This is a genomic window from Pseudobutyrivibrio ruminis CF1b (genome assembly GCF_000424005.1).
GTDB classification, from domain to species: domain Bacteria; phylum Bacillota; class Clostridia; order Lachnospirales; family Lachnospiraceae; genus Pseudobutyrivibrio; species Pseudobutyrivibrio ruminis_C.
The window spans coordinates 1-21,797 of the sequence record NZ_KE384121.1; the positions used below are offsets into that span (position 1 = coordinate 1).

Here is a 21,797-nt window from a genome sequence, read left to right on the forward strand (position 1 = left end):
GTCTTAAAACGAGCATGCTACTTTGTGATTCATAGTCCCCAAACACATCTTTATATTCAGGGAAATATATGGCAAACCATCTTGCAATGCGATTTTTAATCTGGGTAAGTTCCCTAATGATTCGCTTACGATTGGTTGTCAACACTCTTAAATCTGCATAAACACCATCAGGTGTATATGGAGCAGAATATCTACCTTCAATAACAAGCTTTGCTATTACCTTAGGATCTTTACAATCATTTTTACTTTGGCTGTTATCATCCAGTTCCTTGGTCTGCTTTACCGCATAAGGGTTAACCATAACCAGTAGGATGCCTCCATCCTCAAGATAAGCGCCAAGGTCAAACCAGTAATGACCAGTTGGCTCAATTCCTACTATCACATCTGACTTATTGTTTTTATTTAGTAACCACTGCATCCAATTCTTGAAGCTATCAAAACCTTCTCGACTGTTGCTAAACTTAAAAACTTTACCTAGTTCAATGCCTCTCCAATCAAAGGCTCTGGCATAATGTGTAGTACTTCCTATATCAATTCCAACTACCAAAGTTGATTCTTTTACTTGATTGATTCTCTCATTCTGCTTACAATTCATTTGTGGGTGTCTCCTTTGAACAATGATTTTTATTAACCGGCAAGTTAACAATCATTATTCTATGAGAGGCACTCATTTTTTACAAACCTGATATTTTTACCCTAACAGGAATGCTCACTCTATGTAATCATTATCATGTTATACATATTTTATCATAATCTATCATAATTTGCATATTTTATCATAAACTATCATAATTCATCATAATTTACATATTTTATCATAAACTATCATAAAAAATAAAAAGCCTCAGCCTTAGCTGAAGCTTTTATCTCTAACGGTCTTTACCATATATGTATGTTGCAAAGTAGATTACGCTTGCGATGATTACAATCATTGGGCCTGTAGCCATATCTGTGAAGTAAGATACAAATAATCCTGCCACGCCTGAGAAAATACTGAATATCATAGAAAAGTAAGTATACTCTCTAAAATTCTCAGAGATATTTCTGCTGCTGGCTGCAGGTAGGATAAGCAATGCATTAATAAGAAGGATTCCAACCCACTTAATGCTAAGCATTACTAGAAGTGCTATAAGCACCGCAAAAGCATCCTCCATAAGTCGCACCTGCATGCTTCGGCTCTTTGCCAAAGTAGCATGGATACTGATAGCTGTCAGTCTGTTGATACTTACAAACCAGAAAATAAGGATTACAGCGAACAATACTATAAGCTGAATAATCTCAGTAACTGTGATAGATAATATATCACCTACAAGTATTGCTGAGTAGTTGCTAAAGCTTCCGCCCCTTGAAAGGATTGCAAGACCAAGTGCTGTGGCGCAGCTGGCGAATACTGAGATAAGTGTATCCGATGAGCTGAGACCCTTTCTACTTATATAATTAAGAAGAAGTGCAAAGCATACACCAAAGATAATCATAGATACTGTGGTGTTGGCTATACCCATGATGACACCTGCTGCAATACCAGTCAGTGCCGAATGTCCAAGTGCATCGCTGAAATATGCCATGCGCTTTTGAACAATCATGGTACCTACCATTCCAAACAATGGAGAGATAAGAAGGATTGCTATTGTAGCTCTAATCATGAAGGCGTAGCTAAACATTTCGTTAAACATTAGCATTCACCTCCACTTCTCCTGTTGCTCCCTTGCCAAATACATTCTTGAATGCGTCTGTCTCGTACACAAGCTTTGGACGGCCTGCCGCTGTAACAGTCTTATCTATAAGGATAACATTGTCTGCATATTTATATACATAATCAAGATCATGACTTACAAGGATTATTGCAAGATCATGTGTCTCCTTCAGATACTTCATCTTTTCATAGAAGGCATCCATACCATTCTTATCAATACCAGACACTGGCTCATCTAATAACAGAAGGTTTGGTGTGTCATGAACTGCCATAGCAAGAAGCACTCGTTGTAGCTGTCCACCTGAAAGTGTACCTACAGGCTGGTCGATAAGCTCTGCCACATCAAATTCTGCCAAGGCTTCCCGGACATGCTCATGCTCTTTCTTACTGCTTAATAATATAGGCAGCTTTCCTGTAAATGACTGGAACAAATCATACACACTAAGAGGTGTAGTCCTGTCTATATTTACAGTCTGTGGCACATAGCCAATCTTAAGGCTTGGCATATTGTTATTCATTTTATTCTTGAACTGGATTTCACCTGTATAAGGCACCTCACCTAAGATAGCACGCACAAGTGTAGACTTACCTGCACCATTACGACCTACTATGGCTGTCATTTGGCCACAGTGAACGTGGAGGTTTATGTTGTCTAAGACCTGCTGGTCGCCGAAGGCTACACCCAAATTTATGAACTTAATACAGTGGAATCCACATGGAATTATCTTCCTCATATTTTGATATTTGCCCCTTGTTTTTCGAACGTATTTTCTATATCATTGGTTTATACAATGACAAATAAAAAGTAACCGCCCTGACCTGGTAAGTTGTGGCGGTTACTTTTGTAACTAAGCAATTAATCTAGGGCTAACCGTCTATCGGTAGCACCTTTTCTAAATAAATAGTAACATCACCGCTCAAAATCGTCAATCTAATCTTTTATAATACATTCTTTATATTTGCATAGTTCTTATTCAAAACTGTAATATAATCCAATCCAGAATAATCTCCGTGCACCAGCGTCTCAAGGTACACTACCTTGGCATCAGTCTGTTCCTCGATTAGCTTGCCCATGGATGAGCCGTAGTCGTACTCTGCGAATACAAGCTTTACATCATTGTCGCGGATGGCATCAAGGAATTCACTAACTTCACCTGCGCTGACCTGTCGCTCCTCATCTAAATCCATGGTAGCCACTACATTGGCGCCAATGGACTGTGCCGTATATGCAAAAGCTTCATGAAGGATGGCAACGTTTTCATTTGCCACTGCCACATCTAATCCCTGCTTGTCAATTTTCTCAAGAGCTGCTGTGTACTTTCTTACATTTTCAGCTATGGCAGACTCTTCCCTGTTAGGATTCGCATCCATTAAACCATTTGCAATGGAAATAACCTGACATTGATACAATCTATCATCCATCCAAATATGACTATTGGCGCCATGGTCATGGTGATGCTCAGACACCTCATCCGTCAGCTCCGCTGACACCTTCCCCTCAAGGGGAAGGCTTTCGCTTTCCTCTTCATGGTCATGCTCTTCATCTTCTTTAATAAGATATTCGTCCATACCAATGAATCCATCTGAATGCTCTATAGCTTCATAGGTATCTATGATTTTAAGATCAGGATAGGCTGCAATAACATCGTCCAAGTATCCTTCCATGCCGCCGCCATTTACCACTAGCACATCTGCCTTTGAAAGATTCTTCATATCCTCTGTGGTAAGAGTGTAATCATGAAGACAACCTGTGGTAGGCTGTGAAAGGTTCTGAACCCTATAGCCATCTACGCCATCAAGGATATTTATAGTAGCAAGGTACACTGGGTTGCAGCTTGTCATGACAAGTATTTCATCATCATTTGCAGTCTGTTCGTTATTTAGTTTTACATAAAAAAATGTGCCGATACTGCACACCACGGTGATGGAGATTAGCAGTAGCAGCACAAATAAATATTTAGATTTTTTCATATTAGTCTAAGTCGTCTACATCAGTCAGGCTCGCCTCATTTTCGATGACCTGATCTAAAAAGTCCTGGATAGTATCTAATCCCTGCTTAGTCTGAGATGAGAAAGGAACAATGATTGTATCCTTTCCTGCACCTAAGCCCTCGCGAAGAATCTTTATCTGCTTGTCTAGCTGGCTGCGCTTTATCTTATCAGCTTTTGTAGCGATAACAATTGGGTCGTAGCCTACATAGTCCATCCATTCGAACATCTGCTTATCATTTGCAGATGGTGCGTGACGAATGTCTACAAGCAAAAATACAGCGCGAATCATATCTGAGGTATTAAGATATGTCTCAATCATCTTACCCCAGCTTTCACGCTCTTTCTCAGATGCCTTAGCAAAGCCATAGCCCGGCAAATCAACTACGTAAATTTCGTCATTAATATTGTAGAAATTTATCGTCTGAGTTTTGCCCGGCTGTGCTGAAACTCTGGCTAAGGCCTTGCGGTTCATAACCGCGTTTATGAGTGATGACTTGCCTACATTTGACTTACCTGCGAAGGCAACCTCTGGGAGGTCGTTCTTAGGAAGCTTCGATGTAGGCCCGCACACTGTTTCAAGATTACATGAACGGATAACCATTATGCGCTCTTTTCCTTTTTGTCCTCGATGGAAACAACTGCTGCCTCATCCTCTGATTCCTTATCGATAAGGAGAAGGTTTGCGTCTACCATCTCTTTTGTTACTGTGATCTCTGTGATGCTCTCGTCAGATGGAACATGATACATGTAATCCATCATAACTGACTCAACAATGGCACGAAGACCACGGGCTCCAGTCTTTCTCTCGATTGACTTCTTTGCGATTTCGCGAAGTGCCTCATCCTCAAAGTGAAGCTTTACACCATCCATCTTAAACAATGCCTGGTACTGCTTTGTAAGAGAATTCTTAGGCTCCTTAAGAATGCGAATCATATCCTCTTCTGTAAGCTCGTTCAATGATACATTGATAGGCACACGACCGATAAACTCAGGAATGAGACCATACTTAATGAAATCCTGTGGAAGCGCCTGCTGTAAAAGCTCGTCAATCTTCTGATTGTTCTTATCCTTAACGTCTGCACCAAAACCAATAGCGCTGACATTAGTACGCTGAGAAATGATTTTCTCAAGACCTTCAAATGCACCACCGCAAATGAAGAGAATGTTCTTAGTATCGATGGCAATAGTCTCCTGCTGTGGATGCTTACGTCCGCCCTGTGGTGGAACGTTTGCAACTGTACCCTCGATAATCTTAAGAAGTGCCTGCTGAACGCCTTCACCTGAAACATCACGTGTAATAGATACGTTCTCAGACTTCTTTGTAATCTTATCTATCTCATCGATATAAACGATACCGATTTCTGCTTTCTTAATATCGAACTCTGCTGCCTGGATAAGCTTAAGGAGGATATTCTCAACATCCTCACCTACATAACCAGCCTCTGTAAGAGTAGTAGCATCAGCGATAGCAAATGGAACACCAAGTACACGAGCTAATGTCTGTGCAAGAAGTGTCTTACCTGAACCTGTAGGTCCAAGCATAAGTACGTTACTCTTCTGGAGTTCTACATCGATGTCGTCTGGATTAGCCATGATTCGCTTGTAGTGGTTGTATACTGCAACAGAAAGAACCTTCTTAGCCTCATCCTGACCGATAACATACTGGTCGAGGAATGCCTTCATATCTTCTGGCTTCTGAAGATTGATTTCGATTGAATCGTTGTCAGCTGCTGGAGCAAAATCCTCGAGCTCTTCAACAATAATCTCCTGGCAGATATCTACGCACTCATCACAGATAAATGCCCCATTAGGACCTGCAATAAGCTTGCGAACCTGGTTTTGTGTCTTGCCGCAGAAAGAGCAGCGAATTCTATCATCGTTTCTTGACATAACTACCTCTTAATTTAAATGTAAAAACAATAGCCCTATATATTTATCGGCTAATTAGTTCTTCTTTGTAATGATTTCATCAATAAGACCATAATCAAGAGCTTCCTGAGCATCGAGCCAGTGATCACGCTCTGTATCGAGACAAACCTGCTCGTAATCTTTACCTGTGTTAGCAGCAAGCATACGATTGAGCTTTTCTCTAGTCTTTAAAATGTTCTTGGCAGCGATTTCGATCTCTGTAGCCTGTCCCTTTGCGCCGCCAAGTGGCTGATGAATCATAACCTCTGCATTTGGAAGAGCAAATCTCTTACCCTTCTGACCACCTGCAAGAAGGAATGCTCCCATTGATGCAGCCATACCGATACAGATTGTAGAAACATCAGGCTTGATGTACTGCATTGTATCGTAAATAGCCATACCAGCAGTAACGCTACCGCCTGGGCTATTAATATAAAGGTGAATATCCTTGCTAGGATCTTCTGACTCTAAGAAAAGAAGCTGAGCAACTACAAGTGATGCAGTAACTTCATTAACCTCCTCACCAAGGAAAACGATACGATCCTTTAAAAGTCTTGAATAAATATCATAAGAACGCTCTCCACGAGAATTCTGTTCAATGACGTAAGGTATTGTTGCCATTAATTTGTGTCCTCCTTTAAATAGAAGCTAAGCCCGAGCTTACGCTCAGGCTATTGCTTAAGTTACTATATCATTATAGTTGTTTTAATATTTCCTGTCTCGAATTTTACAAAAAGTTAATAAATTCTTTACAGATTATTCAGCGTCTGCCTCAGCGTCTGCCTTCTTTGTAGTCTTCTTCTTTGCAGCTTCCTTAACGTTGTCCATGATAAGCTCGATAGCCTTCTCGATAGCGATATCCTTCTTCATAGACTCCTTCTCGTTCTCGCCAACAAGGTTCTTAAGCTGATCAAGCTCCATACCGTACTGCTTTGACATCTCTTCAAGCTTAGCGTCAACATCAGCGTCTGTAGCCTCAATCTTCTCAGCCTTAGCAATTGCCTCAAGTACAAGTGAAGACTGTGTACGTGAAAGTGCATCTGGGCGAACCTGCTCACGGAATGCATCCATTGTCATGCCTGTAAACTGCATATACTGCTGAAGTGAAAGACCCTGCTGTGCCATGTTGTTAGCGAAGTCGTTGATCATGTTCTCTACCTGGTAATCAAGCATAGCGTCTGGGATTTCCATCTCTGAATCCTCAACGATCTTAGCGATAGCTTCGTCTTCCTGTGCACGACGGCCTTCTGCCTTCTTATTGTTCTCAAGGCGCTCCTTAACAGATGCCTTGTACTCGTCTACTGTCTCGAACTCTGTATGATCTGAAACATACTCATCATCAAGCTTTGGAACATCCTTCTTCTTTACCTCGTGGATGTGGCACTTAAATACTGCAGCCTTTCCAGCAAGATCCTCTGCCTGGTATGTCTCTGGGAATGTAACCTCAACGTCTACATCCTCGCCAGCCTTGTGACCGATGAGCTGATCCTCGAAACCAGGAATGAATGAACCAGAACCAAGAACGAGGTCATAGTTCTCACCCTTTCCACCTTCGAATGCTACACCATCAACGAAACCTTCGAAATCGATAACAGCTGTATCGTTCTTAGCAGCCTTACCGTTCTTTGTAACCATGCGAGCATCTCTCTCGAGCTCAGCCTTGATTGAATCATTAACCTCTGTAGCTGTAACCTTAGCATCAACCTTTGTTACAGATACACCCTTGTACTTACCAAGCTTAACTTCTGGCTTAACAGCAACTGTAGCTGTGTAGATGAAGTCCTTGCCCTTCTCAAGCTGAGTAATATCAACCTGTGGCTGTGAAACGATATCAAGCTTAGACTCATCATAAGCCTGTGGATATGTTTCCTGCATAATAATATTAGCAGCGTCCTCATAGAAAATCTCTGCACCATACATCTTCTCGATCATGTGCTGAGGAACCTTGCCCTTTCTAAAGCCAGGAACAGAAATGCTGTTCTTCTGCTTGTTATATGCCTTTGTAATAGCCTTCTCGAGCTCAGCTGCGTCAACTGTGACTGTAAGCTTTGCCATGTTCTTCTCAAGATTTTCTACCTGTACGTTCATTTACTAATATTCCTCCTCTAATGTATATATCAGGTACGACCTTTAGGGTCTATTATTTGCGCATTTAAACATGCCCAAAAATTATAGCAGAACTAGTTTTTATTTTCAATAGCCGAAATCATATCGATTCTTGTCTGGTGACGTCCGCCGCCCTCAAACTCTGCTTCCAAGAAGCTTTTTACGATATCCTTTGCAAGCTCGGAACCAACGATTCTTGCTCCGAATGCAATCATGTTAGCGTTGTTGTGCTGACGGATAAGACGTGCTGTAGCTGTATCTGAACATACTCCACAGCGGATGCCCTTTACCTTATTTGCTGCAAGGGAAATACCTACACCTGTTCCACAAATAAGAACTCCAAGATCAACCTCTCCTGAAGCTACCATTCTGGCTGCCTTCTCGCCGTACTCTGGGTAGTGGCAGCTCTCTGTAGAATCTGTGCCAATGTTGATTACCTCGTGTCCAAGGCTCTCGATGTACTCCTTAATCTCAAATTTAAGTTCTGGTGCTGCGTGATCGTTTGCAATTACAATTTTCATTTTAAAGGTACCTTATTTATTTCCTTTCCATATAATTTGTAAATTCTATAGCCGAGCAAAATAATGGCCTCAAGGAATCTCTTCAATATAATCTGAGGCTCCTCTTTCCATTTTAATACTGGCTTTACCATCACTGAGCGGATGCCTGCACGATTGGCTCCCCACACATCTGTAAGAATCTGGTCTCCCACAAAGATGGTGTTAGTCACATCTGTGCCCATCTGCTCCATAGCCTTCTGATAACCTTTGGCTGATGGCTTGTTGGCTTTATAGATGTAGGTACAGTATTCTACTGCCTCTTTAAAAGTCTTTACACGAGGCTCCTTATTATTAGATAGAAGTAACGCCTGAAAACCTATCTCGTGAAGCTCTTTAAAAAATGCCTTTGCCCTGTCATCTGCAGGTGCATTGTGTGGCACCAGCGTGTTATCAACATCAAAGATGACTGCTCTGTAGCCTTCTTCATAAAGTTTTTTAAAGTCGATAGAATATGTACTATCTACATAGTCTCTTGGATATAAATTTCTTTTACTCATAGGCTCGATTTTAACATAAAAACAGGGACATGAAAACCATGCCCCTGGATAATTATTGCTTTAATGATGTGCATTTTTATTTATAATGTGAAGTTTTCCAATCCTCTGTCTTCATCTTCTGCTATCTCGTCATTTGTTTTAACGAGGTACTGGTAACGGTGGATTGCTGTGTCCTTTTCCATATTGCCAACTGCTTCGGCGATATTCTTTGCTGCTGCCTTACCTGCTGCGCTAATTGTAAGAGAAGCTGCCACATCTCTGTCTCTACTGATGACTGCCCCATCTTCCTCTGTCACTTTACTTTCAGTGATTGGTGCAGAAATCGCTGGCATCACCTTCTCTGTATTCTTTTCATAAAACCCATCAGCTGGGCGAATTCCCGAAATATTCATATAACATCTCCGTATTTATCTTTGTACCTTATATATCGGATGCAAGGATTAATACTTAACTCCCTATTGCGCTCTTCCCAAAAAGGGCTCCGCCTGGTGCATTATTTATCTAATACACGCTTAAGCTCATCCATGAATGTGTTAACATCCTTGAACTCACGGTATACAGATGCAAATCTGACATATGCAACTGGATCCACATTCTCAAGATGTTCCATAACGATTTCACCGATGCGTGTACTAGGAATCTCCTTTTCCTCCAGTGAGAAAATCTCTGTCTCGATTTCATCAACGACCTTTGAAATCTGAGATGCAGAAACCGGACGCTTTCTACATGCGATAAGAACGCCCTTCTCAATCTTAGTTCTGTCGTATGGCTCTCTATTGTTATCTTTCTTAATAACAATAAGTGGAATAGTCTCTACCTTTTCATATGTAGTGAATCTCTTTCCACACTCTGGGCAAGAACGGCGACGTCTAATACTTGTGTTGTCATCTGCAGGTCTTGAATCAATTACGCTAGTATCTTGGCTACCACAAAATGGACACTTCATATCTTCCTCCAAAAAGCAAATTTTCGAACCACAATATCTAGTGTTATTTTATCAGTTTCAGTACTATAACGCAACAAAAAAGCCGCCGCGGTAAATATACCGCGACGGCATTAAGTCAAATCATAAATTCAATTTTATGAATAAAGATCAACTAACTTCTTAAGGTGTGCGTAACGCTCCTTAGCTGTCTCCTCGTTGAGTGCAAAGAGTCTATCAGCACGCTCTGGGAATGCCTTTGTAAGACGAGCATAACGTGTCTCGTTCTTGAGGAAATCCTGATACTTGCTGTAGTCACCTTCCTTAGAAGTAAGAGTGAATGGATTCTTTCCTTCCTTCTTAAGGTCTGGGTTGAATGAGAAGAGGTTCCAGTAACCAGCCTCTACAGCCTTCTTCATCTCATCCTGGCAGTGGTTCATACCACCCTTAACACCGTGAAGCTCACATGGAGCGTATCCGATGATAAGTGAAGGTCCGTTGTAAGCTTCTGCCTCAGCAAGAACCTTAACAGCCTGAGCCATGTTTGCACCAAGTGCGATCTGAGCTACATATACATAACCGTATGACATAGCAATCTCAGAAAGAGACTTCTTAGACATCTCCTTACCTGAAGCAGCGAACTGGCAAACCTCACCGATGTTAGAAGCCTTAGAAGCCTGTCCACCAGTGTTAGAGTACATCTCTGTATCGAATACCATAACGTTAACGTTCTCACCAGAAGCAAGTACGTGATCAAGACCGCCGAATCCGATATCGTATGCCCAACCGTCACCACCGAAGATCCATACAGACTTCTTAGCGAGGTAATCCTTAAGAGCAAGTGCTGCCTTAGCATCCTCAGAACCGTTCTTCTCGAGCTCAGCTACGAGTACGTCTGTTGCTGCACCGTTCTCACGTGTTGAGTTGATTGTCTCTTCGAACTTAGCAAATGCTGCCTTAAGCTCTGCAGAACCAGCCTCAGCTGCCTTCTTAGCAGACTCGATAGCGCGCTCGCGGAGGTACTTCTGACCAACTTCCATACCTAAACCGTGCTGTGCGTTGTCCTCGAAGAGTGAGTTACACCAAGCTGGACCCTTCTTAGAATCCTTGTTAACTGTGAATGGTGATGTAGCTGCAGGACCACCCCAAATTGAAGAACATCCTGTAGCGTTTGAAATATACATATGCTCACCGAAGAGCTGTGTAATAAGTCTTGCGTATGAAGTCTCTGCACAACCTGCACATGATCCTGAGAACTCAAGGAGTGGCTGGTTGAACTGTGAGCCCTTAACTGTAAGGTCAGAGCCTGCAGCTTCCTTACGTCCAACATTAGCTACTAAGTAGTTGAATACTGGCTGCTCGTCTGCTTCGTCTGCCTGTGGAACCATTGTGATAGCACCAACTGGACATACAGTTGTACACTCACCACATCCCATACAGTCAAGTGGAGATACAGACATTGTGTACTTGTACTCAGAAGCCTTTGGCTTTGTATCAGCAAGCTTGATGTTTGCTGGAGCTGCCTTAACCTCATCCTCTGAAAGCATGTAAGGACGGATTGTAGCGTGTGAACATACGAATGCACACTGGTTACACTGGATACACTTCTCTGGATCCCATGTAGGAACTGTTACAGCTGTACCACGCTTCTCGTAAGCAGCAGCACCAAGCTCGAACTGTCCGTTTGGATTCTCTGAGAATGCAGAAACCGGAAGTGAATCTCCATCCATCTTAGAGATAGGCTCAAGGAGGTTCTTAACCATCTTAACAACCTCTGGACGACCCTCAAGTGCTGGCTTAGCAGCATCTGGAGTTGGGTTCTTCCAAGAATCTGGAACGTTTACCTTATGTACAGCATCAACACCAGCGTCGATAGCGTTGTAGTTCATGTTTACAACATCGTCACCCTTCTTGCCGTATGACTTCTTAGCAGCCTGCTTCATGTAATCAACAGCCTCATCGATAGGCATTACATCAGCGAGCTTGAAGAATGCTGACTGAAGGATTGTGTTTGTTCTCTTACCCATACCAATCTCGATAGCCTTATCGATAGCATTGATTGTGTAGAGCTGGATGTTGTTATCAGCGATATACTTCTTAGCCTCAGCGTTGAGCTTTGTCTCGAGCTCTTCGTCTGACCACTGGCAGTTGATCATGAATACTCCGCCTGGCTTAACGTCCTGAACCATCTTCATGCCCTGTGTAACGTAAGCTGGGTTGTGGCAAGCTACGAAGTCTGCCTGATTAATATAGTATGGAGACTTGATTGGGTTGTCACCAAATCTAAGGTGAGAAATAGTAACACCACCAGTCTTCTTTGAATCATACTGGAAGTATGCCTGGATGTACTTATCTGTGTGGTCACCGATGATCTTTGTAGAGTTCTTGTTAGCACCTACAGTACCATCACCGCCGAGACCCCAGAACTTGCACTCCTTAGTACCAGGAGCTGAAGTGATAGGAGCTGGCTTAACCTCTGGAAGTGAAAGGTTAGTAACATCATCAACGATACCGATTGTGAATCTAGCCTTTGGAGCATCCTTCTCAAGTTCCTTGTATACAGCGAATACTGATGAAGGAGGAGTATCCTTAGAACCAAGACCATATCTACCACCGCAGATAGTGATGTCATTGAGACCTGCCTCACGAAGTGTTGTAGCAACATCAAGGTAAAGAGGATCTGCAAGAGCACCTGGCTCCTTTGTTCTATCAAGGATAGCAATCTTCTTAACTGTCTTAGGAAGTGCAGCAAGGAATGCCTCTGAAGACCAAGGTCTGTAAAGACGTACCTTAAGTACACCAACCTTCTCGCCGTGTGCGTTGAGGTAATCAATAACCTCTTCTGCAACGTCGTTGATAGAACCCATAGCGATGATGATTCTATCAGCATCAGCAGCACCATAGTAGTTGAAAAGCTTGTAATCTGTACCAAGCTTTGCATTTACCTTGTCCATGTACTTCTGAACAACTGCTGGGAAGTTATCATAATATGTATTGCATGCTTCTCTGTGCTGGAAGAAAACGTCACCGTTCTCATGAGAACCACGCATTGTAGGATGCTCTGGATTAAGTGCACGAGCACGGAATTCGTTGATAGCATCCATGTTAACCATCTCTTTGAGATCTGCATAATCCCACTTCTCGATCTTCTGGATTTCGTGTGATGTACGGAAACCATCGAAGAAGTTAAGTACAGGTACCTTACCCTCGATAGCTGCAAGGTGAGCTACTGGAGCAAGATCCATAACTTCCTGTGGATTTGTCTCGCATAACATAGCGAAACCTGTCTGACGACAAGCGTAAACATCTGAGTGATCACCAAAGATGTTAAGTGACTGTGTAGCAACTGTACGAGCTGATACATCGAATACACAAGGAAGCTGCTCAGCAGCGATCTTGTACATATTAGGGATCATAAGAAGAAGACCCTGTGAAGCTGTGAATGTAGTTGTGAGTGCACCAGCACCAAGTGAACCGTGAACGGCACCTGCTGCACCTGCCTCAGACTCCATCTCTACAACCTTTACCTGATTTCCGAAAATATTCTCAAGGCCTGCTGCTGACCACTGGTCAACGAAATCGGCCATTGGGCTGGATGGTGTAATAGGGTAAATAGCAGCGACATCTGTAAACGCATAAGCTACGTGTGCTGCAGCCTGGTTACCATCCATAGACTGTTTTGCTCTTGGCATTTCTAATTCCTCCTTATTATATAGAGACATTTTTATAGTTACTGGAATGAACTAAATCCCCACTTGCGGATGCAAATGGAAACAAACCGGCGCTCATCCCCATAATGTCGTGATTATATGATAGAACTATTGATAAAATTATTCAATAAGACAAAATCGATTTTCTGTTTATTTTGGAGTACAAAATTGTTAAATTTCTTAGTATTATCAATTATGTGTCTATTATTATCATTAACTGCCCTGACCACTTCCAAAATTTCTCAAAATAAATCAAAATCTCTCATTGACACTGTCAGTTTTGTAACCTATAATCTATAAAAATTTAATTCGTAGTTAAAGAAAGAGAGGTTCCCCCCTATGGCATCGATTATCGGTGATGGTATTACTTTCGACGACGTCTTACTGGTTCCACAGTATTCGGAAGTTACCCCTAATCTTATTGATCTTCACACAAATCTTACAAAGAAAATTAAGTTAAATATTCCTATGATGAGTGCCGCTATGGACACTGTTACAGAGTCACGCATGGCTATCGCTATGGCTCGTCAGGGTGGTATTGGTATCATCCACAAGAACATGTCTATCGAGCAGCAGGCTGAAGAGGTAGATAAAGTAAAGCGTTCAGAGAACGGTGTTATTACTGACCCATTCTTCCTTGGACCTGACAACACACTTGCAGAAGCCAATGAGCTTATGGGCAAGTTCAGAATTTCTGGTGTACCTATCACAAAGGAAGATGGCACACTTATCGGTATCATCACTAATCGTGACCTCAAATTCGAAACAGATTTTACAAAGAAAATCAGCGAGTCTATGACTTCTGAGGGCCTTGTTACTGCAAAGGAAGGCATCTCACTTGAAGAAGCTAAAGAAATTCTTGGCAAGTCTCGTAAAGAGAAACTTCCTATTGTAGACGAGAACTTCAAGCTCAAGGGACTCATTACAATTAAAGATATTGAAAAGCAGATTAAATACCCTAACGCTGCAAAGGATGACCAGGGTCGTCTTCTCTGCGGTGCTGGTGTTGGTATTACAGGCAACATGATGGAGCGTGTTCAGGCTCTCGTAGATGCTCAGGTTGACGTTATCGTTATGGATTCAGCTCACGGCCACTCAAAGAACATCATCGAGGCTGTAAAGAAGGTTAAGGCTGCTTATCCAGACCTTCAGGTTGTTGCTGGTAACATCGCTACAGGCGAAGCTACAAAGGCTCTTATCGAGGCTGGTGCTGATGCAGTTAAGGTTGGTATCGGACCTGGTTCTATCTGTACAACACGTGTTGTTGCAGGTATCGGTGTTCCACAGATTTCAGCTATCATGGATTGCTACGCTGTTGCTAAGGAATACGGTGTGCCAATCATCGCTGATGGTGGTATCAAGTACTCTGGTGATATGACAAAGGCCCTTGCTGCTGGTGGTTCAGTATGTATGATGGGTTCAATGTTCGCAGGCTGCGATGAAGCTCCTGGTTCATTCGAGCTTTTCCAGGGTCGTAAATATAAGGTATACCGTGGCATGGGATCTCTCGCTGCTATGGAGAATGGTTCTAAGGACCGTTACTTCCAGGAAGGCGCTAAGAAGCTTGTTCCAGAGGGCGTTGAAGGACGTGTTGCTTACAAGGGAAGCCTTGAGGACGTTATCTTCCAGCTCATCGGTGGCATCCGTTCAGGTATGGGTTACTGTGGTTGCCCTACTATCCCAGAGCTTCAGGAGCGCGGCAAATTCGTTAAGATTTCTGCTGCTTCACTTAAGGAGTCACATCCACATGACATCCACATCACAAAGGAAGCTCCTAACTACTCTGTAGAAGGTTAATAAGAGAAATTATTAAAAGGTCCAGCCATAGCAGCTGGACCTCTTTTATTTCTATAATTATTCGTCGTCCTCAACGCTTGTGAAGCGCGATACCTCTTCCTGAAGTCTCTGAGAAATATCACGGTTAATCTCAGAGTCATCATGGATTGTGGTAATCGATTCAAGGATTTCTGTGGTATTTTCAGTAGCTTCAGATACCCCTTTTGTACAGTCATTGATAACCTTTGAAATATGGTCAATCTCCGATGTCATCTCATTTATTGTAGAATTAAGTACTACTGTGTTGTCATTTACGCTGTCAAGAACTGAATTGATATCTTCGGCATCCTGATAGTACTGCTTTGCTACATCTTCGAATCCATCATAATCAGCAAGCACAGTCTCACTTACATAAGTAAGCATCTCGTTAGAGTTATCTGCAAGAGCCTCAACGGCTGAAATAACCTGATTACTGATTTCCTGAATAGAATTAGCTGTTTCCTTACTGTGCTCAGCAAGCTGTCTGATTTCGTCAGCAACTACTGCAAAGCCCTTACCAGCTTCACCTGCACGGGCTGCCTCGATAGACGCATTAAGAGCCAGAAGGTTTGTCTGAGCTGCGATTGAAAGGATGTCCTCAGTAAGTGTCTGAATCTGTTCTACATTCTTACTTTCTGCAATAGAATTCTCTAAGGTATCTTTAATAGAAGAAACCATTTCGTTTGTAGATTCCTTCATCTTAACTGTCTTCTCACGAATCACATTAGCATGATCCTTGATTTCTGCTACTCGGCTTGTACCCTCATTAACCTGGTTGGATACATTGCCTACCGCATCATTTACATCACTTGCTTCTTCATTAAGTGAAAGGAGTGTATTATTAGCTGTCTCCATGCTGGCTGAAAGCTCTTCCATAACAGCAGATACGTTACTCACATCATCCTTAGAGGCATTTACAATACCAACTGTATTTTCAACAGAAGTATAAATATTTCCTGACTCATCCTTTATAGTGAAGATAATCTTCTCTAAGGTCTCTAAGAAGTTGTTGATACCTGATACAAGAACACCAACCTCATCCTTTGATTTATTATTGATTCTGTGGGCAAGATTTGCATTGCCGGCATTCATATCTGCAATCATCTTATCCAGATCTTTTGCAGATGAAATAAGTGGATTTACTGATCTTCTTACTATGATTACAGCAAATGTGGTGGCAACAATCTGCATTATAATACCAAAGACTATAGACTGCTGTACTTTTGTTTCATATTTTATGAGGTCTTCCTCATTTTCCTGCACAAGAAGCTCCAGCTTTTCACGCATGAGTCCTACATTTTCCTCGTACACTGTCACATACTCATGTGCTCCAGCAAAATAAGTGGTCATAGCATCGCTAAATTTGCCTTCATAAAAGCTTGCTTCCATCTTTTTATATTCAGCAAGAAAGCTATTGGCTGCATTACTCATTGTCTGATACTGCTCTGTAAACTCAGGGTCATTTATAGCCTCCACATGAGTCTTCAAATCAGCAACAGCCTCTGCAACAAGCTGATATTCTCCTTCGCCTACACCGATGATTGTGTCTCTTGTGGCGGTATCAGTCCAATTATCCTGGTACATATAATTCATGGTCTCAAGAATGAAAATTCTCTTAACCAGATTTTGTAAGTTAGTATTGGCATTACCAAAGTCTCGCTCTACCAACAAATAAGTCTGGGACATCATGTTGGCAGTGGTAACAGCTGACCTGAAATTGAAGCCGATAAAGGCTATACCAAACACCATTACCAAATCAAGAAGAACAATGCTGGCCATAATCTTTGCTTTCATGCTACTTTTCATGCTAAACACTCCTTAAAAAAACAGCTTGTTTATTCTCCCATGCCTAAAGTAAGCTAGCATGATTTTAGCAAAAAAAATCTCCCAATGTGTGGGAGATTTTTTAACAAATTGCGAATATATTGTGAGCAATTATATTTTGCAACACTATATATATTGCATAGCTTAATTGACACCTGTTACTCTTCACCCATTCTGGCAAACATAAGGCGGAATTCCTCTTCTCTAGACTTTTCAAGAGAGAATTTAATATCCTTTATTTCCATACCATCCTGAGCAAAATAAAGCTTTAAGAAGAAGGTCATGGCGCATCCGACGAATGGCACCTCGATAGTCTGCCACTCCTTGTCCTCACCTGTGAGAGTCACCATCTTCACAAGCTCCTTGTCCTTGAAAATGCTAAGTGGAATCTGAGCAAGGTCGCTAAGATTCTGGGCTGCACGTACTGTGAGCACAAGCTTGTAATCGCCTCTTTCCTTGAATGAAACAGTAATCATGTTGTTGCTGTTTCGAGCTGTCTTAATGTCAGCTGGATTAATCTCAGCCACACCACTTTCGTCGATACGAAGGTCTATCATCTTATCGAAATCAAGCTCGTCATCATCTACCTCTGAAGCAAGCTGAATATCAAGGTCGTTGTCTCTCTCCAGATAGCGATTCATAACAGGTTTTTCCATAATCCACTTGCAGATATTTGCAGCACAACGCTGAAGCTCAGCTCTTGTAAGTGTGCCATCAGCAAGTGCCTCTGCTGTGTTATCTTTGTTTGTATTATCCTCTGAGCTGCTTGTAACCATGTAAAGGTCGTTCTGAGCACGAACGATAGCTGCCATGTCGGAATTATTTCCGTGATATGACTTGCCGCCCTTTGCCCACCAGTCAGTCATGACGATACCATCAAAGCCCCACTCCTCACGGAGGATTCGTGTAACCAAATCGTAGCTTGATGATGTATAGTATCCGTTTACTGAACCATATGTAGTCATAACAGCATGAGCGCCTGCTTCTCTAACAGCCATCTCAAAGCCCTTGAGATAAATCTCACGGATGGCACGCTGTGAAGCCACATGCTCAACTGTGTGTCTGCCTGTCTCCTGTGTATTCATACAGAAGTGCTTGATAGTACCTGTAACGCCGTATTTGTGCATACCCTTAAGCATTGCAGATGCGTTCTTTCCGGTAACGAATGGGTCCTCGCTGAAGTATTCAAAGTTACGTCCGTTGAGAGGATGTCTGTGAATATTCATACCTGGTCCTAACAGACAGTCAATCTTGTTCTTGCGAAGCTCCATACCTTCCCAATTATAAAGCTCCTCAACAAGTTCTAAGTTCCATGCACATGCAAGACATGTACCATTTGGCATAGCAAAGGCTCTCTTACCAGAATCCATACGAATTCCTGAAGGGCCATCTGAACAGCATGCCACAGGAATGCCCTTCTCAAGGAGGGAATCAGTAACACCACCATAAGCGCCACCACATCCAGGTGTAACCTTTGGTGAGCTCATGCCCTCACCACGAACTATGCAGCAAAGCTCCTCATCAGAAAGCTGAGCCACGAAATCATTCATAGTGCATTTCTTATCTAAAACGTCAGCAAGCTTAAAAGTCTTGCCTTCTTTTTTCTTCATCTCTGTAGGAAGAGTCTCTTTTCTGAACTTCTCAGAATCTACAGTAGCTGTAGGAACATCCTCATACAGTGTCTTGAAGCTGCCGTCAGCAAGCTTTACTGGCTTGATTCTTGTGAAAGGTACCACTGGAGCCATGGCCTCTGAAAGCTGCTCGATTACCTTTAAATCCTGAAGCTTGATTTCTCCTGCTTCCACAGTAGTACGAACATTTTCGCCAACGTAAAATTCGTAAACACCTGCCTGCATAACATATGCATTTTTGTGGCTGGTGACACCGCTGTCATCAAAGCTTGAAAGCTGATAGTTCGTAATTACGAATTCTAAATCCTGGCTTTCTCCTGGTGCAAGCTCCTTTGTCTTACCAAATTCCACAAGCTCCATAGCAGGATTTCCAAGGACACCCTGATCCTTTGAAACATATACCTGAACAACCTGCTGTCCTGCCAAATCTCCAGTATTTTTAACTGTAGCCTTGATTGTGACTTTATCTCCATCATAAAGGCAGTTGCCAGCCTGAATATCAAATGTTGTATAAGACAGACCATATCCAAATGGATAAAGTACCTTATCCTGTGCAAAAGTCTCGAAATATCTGTAGCCTACGTAGATATCTTCGCGCTGAATATTTGTTTCCTTGCCACCAAAGTTTGGTGTAGAAGGATAGTCCTCAATATCCTTTGCGATTGTATCTGTAAGACGACCTGATGGATTAACATCTCCGGAAAGTACATCAACAGCACCGTAGCCACCTTCCTGACCACCCTGCCAGATGTAGAGAACTGCAGATGTGTTGTACTTCTCCATCCAGTTCATATCGATGATGTTACCAACATTTAAAAGAACGATAGTCTTCTCGAAAGTCTCTGTTACATTCTTAAGCATCTCATGCTCGTCGTCTGTAAGAAGGTAACTTCCCTGAGAAACACTGTTATCCTGGTCCTCTCCTGCAGTACGACCAATAAGCACGATAGCAAGGTCAGAAGACTCTGCAACCTTTTTGGCAAGGTCTGCTGTTACAGGCATCTCCTTTTGGAACCATGGCTCGGAAGCCCAGCCCACACCTGCATCAAATGGATTGTCCTTAATCCACTCATCATAGGTAGCCTTAAGGTCCTCATTTAAAACGAAACGCTCATCTGCTTCAAATGCCTCTCGAACACCGATTACATATTTTGTATTAACCATACCACCTGAGCCAGTACCACTCTTGTAGTAATTGAACTGGCTTCGGCCAAATAACGCTATATTACAACCAGCCTGAAGTGGAAGGACACCGTCGTTTTCCAGAAGGACAACACCCTCTGCAACAGCACGTCTTGCCACACTGGCGAACTTTTCAGTATCAAATAACTTTGAACCCATTCAATAAACCTCCAAAATAATCCATGCTGAAAGGTATTATAAACTAAAAAAGAGGGTCTTTTATATCAAAAACCCTCTTTTTTTATCAATATTATTCCACTGAATTAATTAGAGCAAAAATCTCATCTTTTATAGCTGCATTCACCTTCAATGCATTCTCACGTGAATCCTGATTTGAGTAGAAGTAAAACTTAATCTTAGGCTCTGTACCTGATGGTCTGATAGCAAACCATGAACCATTGTCCAAGAATAAGCGAATAGCATTCTGAGGTGGGATATCTTCATATCCATTGATATAATCTATTACCTTTTCAACCTTTGCGCCAGCAACCTCTGTAGGCATATTCTCGCGGAACCACTTCATCATACGTTGGATGCGCTGTGCTCCTGGAATACCCTCTAAGATGATGTTTGGCTCGTCCTCTGCGAAGAAACCATACTTAGCGTAGATTTCCTGGAGAACATCCCAAAGAGTCTTGCCTTGCTTGCGGTAGTAAGCTGCTGCCTCAGCAACCATCATACCAGCTGAGATACCGTCCTTGTCGCGGATATCCTCGCAGATAGCATAGCCAACTGACTCTTCATAACCAAATAAGTATGTATACCCGTTATCGTGAAGATAAGGGATTTTTCCACAAATGTTCTTGAAACCAGTAAGAGTTTCAAACATTTCCACACCGTAAGCCTTAGCCATGATTGTGGATAATGTAGATGTAACGATAGACTTAACCATAGCGCCCTTAGCTGGAAGTGTTCCTGCATCCTTATGTCCCTCGAGAACATAGTTTACAAGAAGGTATCCTGTCTGGTTACCGTTAAGTGGCACGTAGTTACCCTCACTGTCGCGAATCTCGATTGCGAAGCGGTCTGCATCTGGGTCAGTAGCCATAAGAAGCTCTGCGCCAAACTTGCGACCATATTCCTCTGATAATCTGAATGCCTTTGTATCCTCTGGGTTTGGATAACCTACAGTCTTGAAATCAGGGTCTGGATTCTCCTGCTCTGGAACGATTGTCCAGTTAGAGAAACCTCTGTCGTTAAGCATCTGACGGAATGGGATAGAACCGCATCCGTTAAGTGGTGTATATACAAGTGGAATTGTAAGATCAAGCTCGTCACCCTCGTGAATAGCAAGAGACTCAATCTTATCAAGATACTCTCTGTCGTACTCAGCGCCGAGAACGATAATCTTTCCTTCCTTAACGCCCTGCTCAAAGTCAGACTTCTTGATACCGTTCCACATATCAACAGCATTGATGCAATCTGTCATGCCATCTGCAATCTCAGATGAAACCTGGCATCCGTCATCCCAGTATGCCTTGTAGCCATTGTATTCCTTTGGATTGTGGCTGGCTGTGATGTTGATACCTGATACTGTGCCAAGACGGCGAATCATGTAAGCAAGCTCTGGTGTTGGGCGAAGATCTGGGAAGCAATATACCTTGATTCCGTTAGCTGCAAAAATACCAGCAGCAAGCTGTGAGAACTCCTTTGAGAAGTGACGTGGGTCATGTGCGATAACTACACCCTTCTCACAAGCCTCCTTACCCTTTGACACGATAAAATCAGCAACACCCTGTGTAGCCTTGCCAACTGTAAAGAAATTCATGCGGTTGGTTCCTGCACCAACTTTACCACGAAGACCTGCTGTACCAAAGGAAAGGTCCTGATAGAAGCGGTCCTCCTTCTCTTTCTCATCGCCAGCGATAGCCTGAAGCTCAGCCTTTAAAGGATCTGAATCAGCAAGCTTCTCTAACCACTCATTATATCTTGAATTGTAATCCATACGAATTCCTCC

At 42.4% G+C, this 21,797-nt stretch carries 17 protein-coding genes; 1 reads left to right on the plus strand and 16 read right to left on the minus strand.

Going from position 1 to position 21,797, the window contains the following annotated elements; translation table 11 throughout:
* The 13 genes from G592_RS0114260 to nifJ all read right to left on the minus strand — a co-directional run.
* On the minus strand, positions 1-595 hold a 595-nt coding region (locus G592_RS0114260), incomplete at its 3' end, for an IS110 family transposase (RefSeq protein ID WP_028248398.1).
* 274 nt (positions 596-869) lie between these two features.
* Positions 870-1,673, minus strand: a complete 804-nt coding sequence (locus tag G592_RS0114265; protein WP_051194947.1) for a metal ABC transporter permease — start codon at positions 1,671-1,673, stop codon at positions 870-872.
* Positions 1,666-2,427, minus strand: a complete 762-nt coding sequence (locus G592_RS0114270; protein WP_028248400.1) for a metal ABC transporter ATP-binding protein — start codon at positions 2,425-2,427, stop codon at positions 1,666-1,668. Before G592_RS0114270 ends, G592_RS0114265 begins: the two co-directional genes overlap by 8 nt.
* Positions 2,428-2,632: 205 nt before the next feature.
* Entirely contained in the window at positions 2,633-3,664 is a 1,032-nt protein-coding gene (locus G592_RS0114275; protein WP_028248401.1) for a metal ABC transporter substrate-binding protein, read from the minus strand.
* Between the two features lies 1 nt (position 3,665).
* On the minus strand, positions 3,666-4,286 hold the full coding sequence (yihA, locus tag G592_RS0114280) for a ribosome biogenesis GTP-binding protein YihA/YsxC (RefSeq protein ID WP_028248402.1): 621 nt from the start codon (positions 4,284-4,286) through the stop codon (positions 3,666-3,668).
* On the minus strand, positions 4,286-5,575 hold the full coding sequence (clpX, locus tag G592_RS0114285) for an ATP-dependent Clp protease ATP-binding subunit ClpX (protein WP_028248403.1): 1,290 nt from the start codon (positions 5,573-5,575) through the stop codon (positions 4,286-4,288). The genes yihA and clpX overlap by 1 nt, the downstream gene beginning before the upstream one ends.
* Before the next feature lie 54 nt (positions 5,576-5,629).
* Positions 5,630-6,214, minus strand: a complete 585-nt coding sequence (clpP, locus tag G592_RS0114290; protein ID WP_028248404.1) for an ATP-dependent Clp endopeptidase proteolytic subunit ClpP — start codon at positions 6,212-6,214, stop codon at positions 5,630-5,632.
* A 135-nt stretch (positions 6,215-6,349) separates the two neighbouring features.
* Positions 6,350-7,681, minus strand: a complete 1,332-nt coding sequence (gene tig / locus G592_RS0114295; RefSeq protein ID WP_028248405.1) for a trigger factor — start codon at positions 7,679-7,681, stop codon at positions 6,350-6,352.
* 92 nt (positions 7,682-7,773) lie between these two features.
* Positions 7,774-8,220: a ribose 5-phosphate isomerase B gene (gene rpiB / locus G592_RS0114300; protein ID WP_028248406.1), complete on the minus strand. Its 447-nt coding sequence runs from the start codon at positions 8,218-8,220 to the stop codon at positions 7,774-7,776.
* Positions 8,217-8,756, minus strand: coding sequence for a YqeG family HAD IIIA-type phosphatase (locus tag G592_RS0114305; RefSeq protein WP_028248407.1), 540 nt, complete (start codon positions 8,754-8,756; stop codon positions 8,217-8,219). Before G592_RS0114305 ends, rpiB begins: the two co-directional genes overlap by 4 nt.
* Positions 8,757-8,836: 80 nt before the next feature.
* A complete protein-coding gene (locus G592_RS0114310) occupies positions 8,837-9,148 on the minus strand; it encodes a hypothetical protein (RefSeq protein WP_028248408.1) in 312 nt (103 codons plus the stop codon).
* Between the two features lie 101 nt (positions 9,149-9,249).
* Positions 9,250-9,702 (minus strand): transcriptional regulator NrdR, encoded by a 453-nt coding sequence (gene nrdR / locus G592_RS0114315; RefSeq protein WP_028248409.1) that lies wholly within the window; start codon positions 9,700-9,702, stop codon positions 9,250-9,252.
* A gap of 134 nt (positions 9,703-9,836) precedes the next feature.
* Positions 9,837-13,370: a pyruvate:ferredoxin (flavodoxin) oxidoreductase gene (gene nifJ / locus G592_RS0114320; RefSeq protein WP_028248410.1), complete on the minus strand. Its 3,534-nt coding sequence runs from the start codon at positions 13,368-13,370 to the stop codon at positions 9,837-9,839.
* Between the two features lie 357 nt (positions 13,371-13,727).
* Here nifJ and guaB point away from each other — a divergent pair, with 357 nt between their 5' ends.
* Positions 13,728-15,185, plus strand: a complete 1,458-nt coding sequence (guaB, locus tag G592_RS0114325) for an IMP dehydrogenase (RefSeq protein ID WP_028248411.1) — start codon at positions 13,728-13,730, stop codon at positions 15,183-15,185.
* A gap of 57 nt (positions 15,186-15,242) precedes the next feature.
* Here guaB and G592_RS16675 read toward each other — a convergent pair whose 3' ends face one another.
* The 3 genes from G592_RS16675 to G592_RS0114340 all read right to left on the minus strand — a co-directional run bounded on the left by G592_RS16675 (position 15,243) and on the right by G592_RS0114340 (position 21,785).
* The gene (locus G592_RS16675; protein ID WP_051194948.1) at positions 15,243-17,009 is read right to left on the minus strand and encodes a methyl-accepting chemotaxis protein; all 1,767 of its coding nucleotides are present in this window, start codon (positions 17,007-17,009) and stop codon (positions 15,243-15,245) included.
* Positions 17,010-17,185: 176 nt separating this feature from the next.
* Entirely contained in the window at positions 17,186-19,999 is a 2,814-nt protein-coding gene (locus G592_RS0114335; RefSeq protein WP_028248412.1) for a glycoside hydrolase family 3 protein, read from the minus strand.
* Positions 20,000-20,090: 91 nt separating this feature from the next.
* A complete protein-coding gene (locus G592_RS0114340) occupies positions 20,091-21,785 on the minus strand; it encodes a phospho-sugar mutase (RefSeq protein ID WP_028248413.1) in 1,695 nt (564 codons plus the stop codon).
* Between the last annotated feature and the right edge of the window lie 12 nt (positions 21,786-21,797).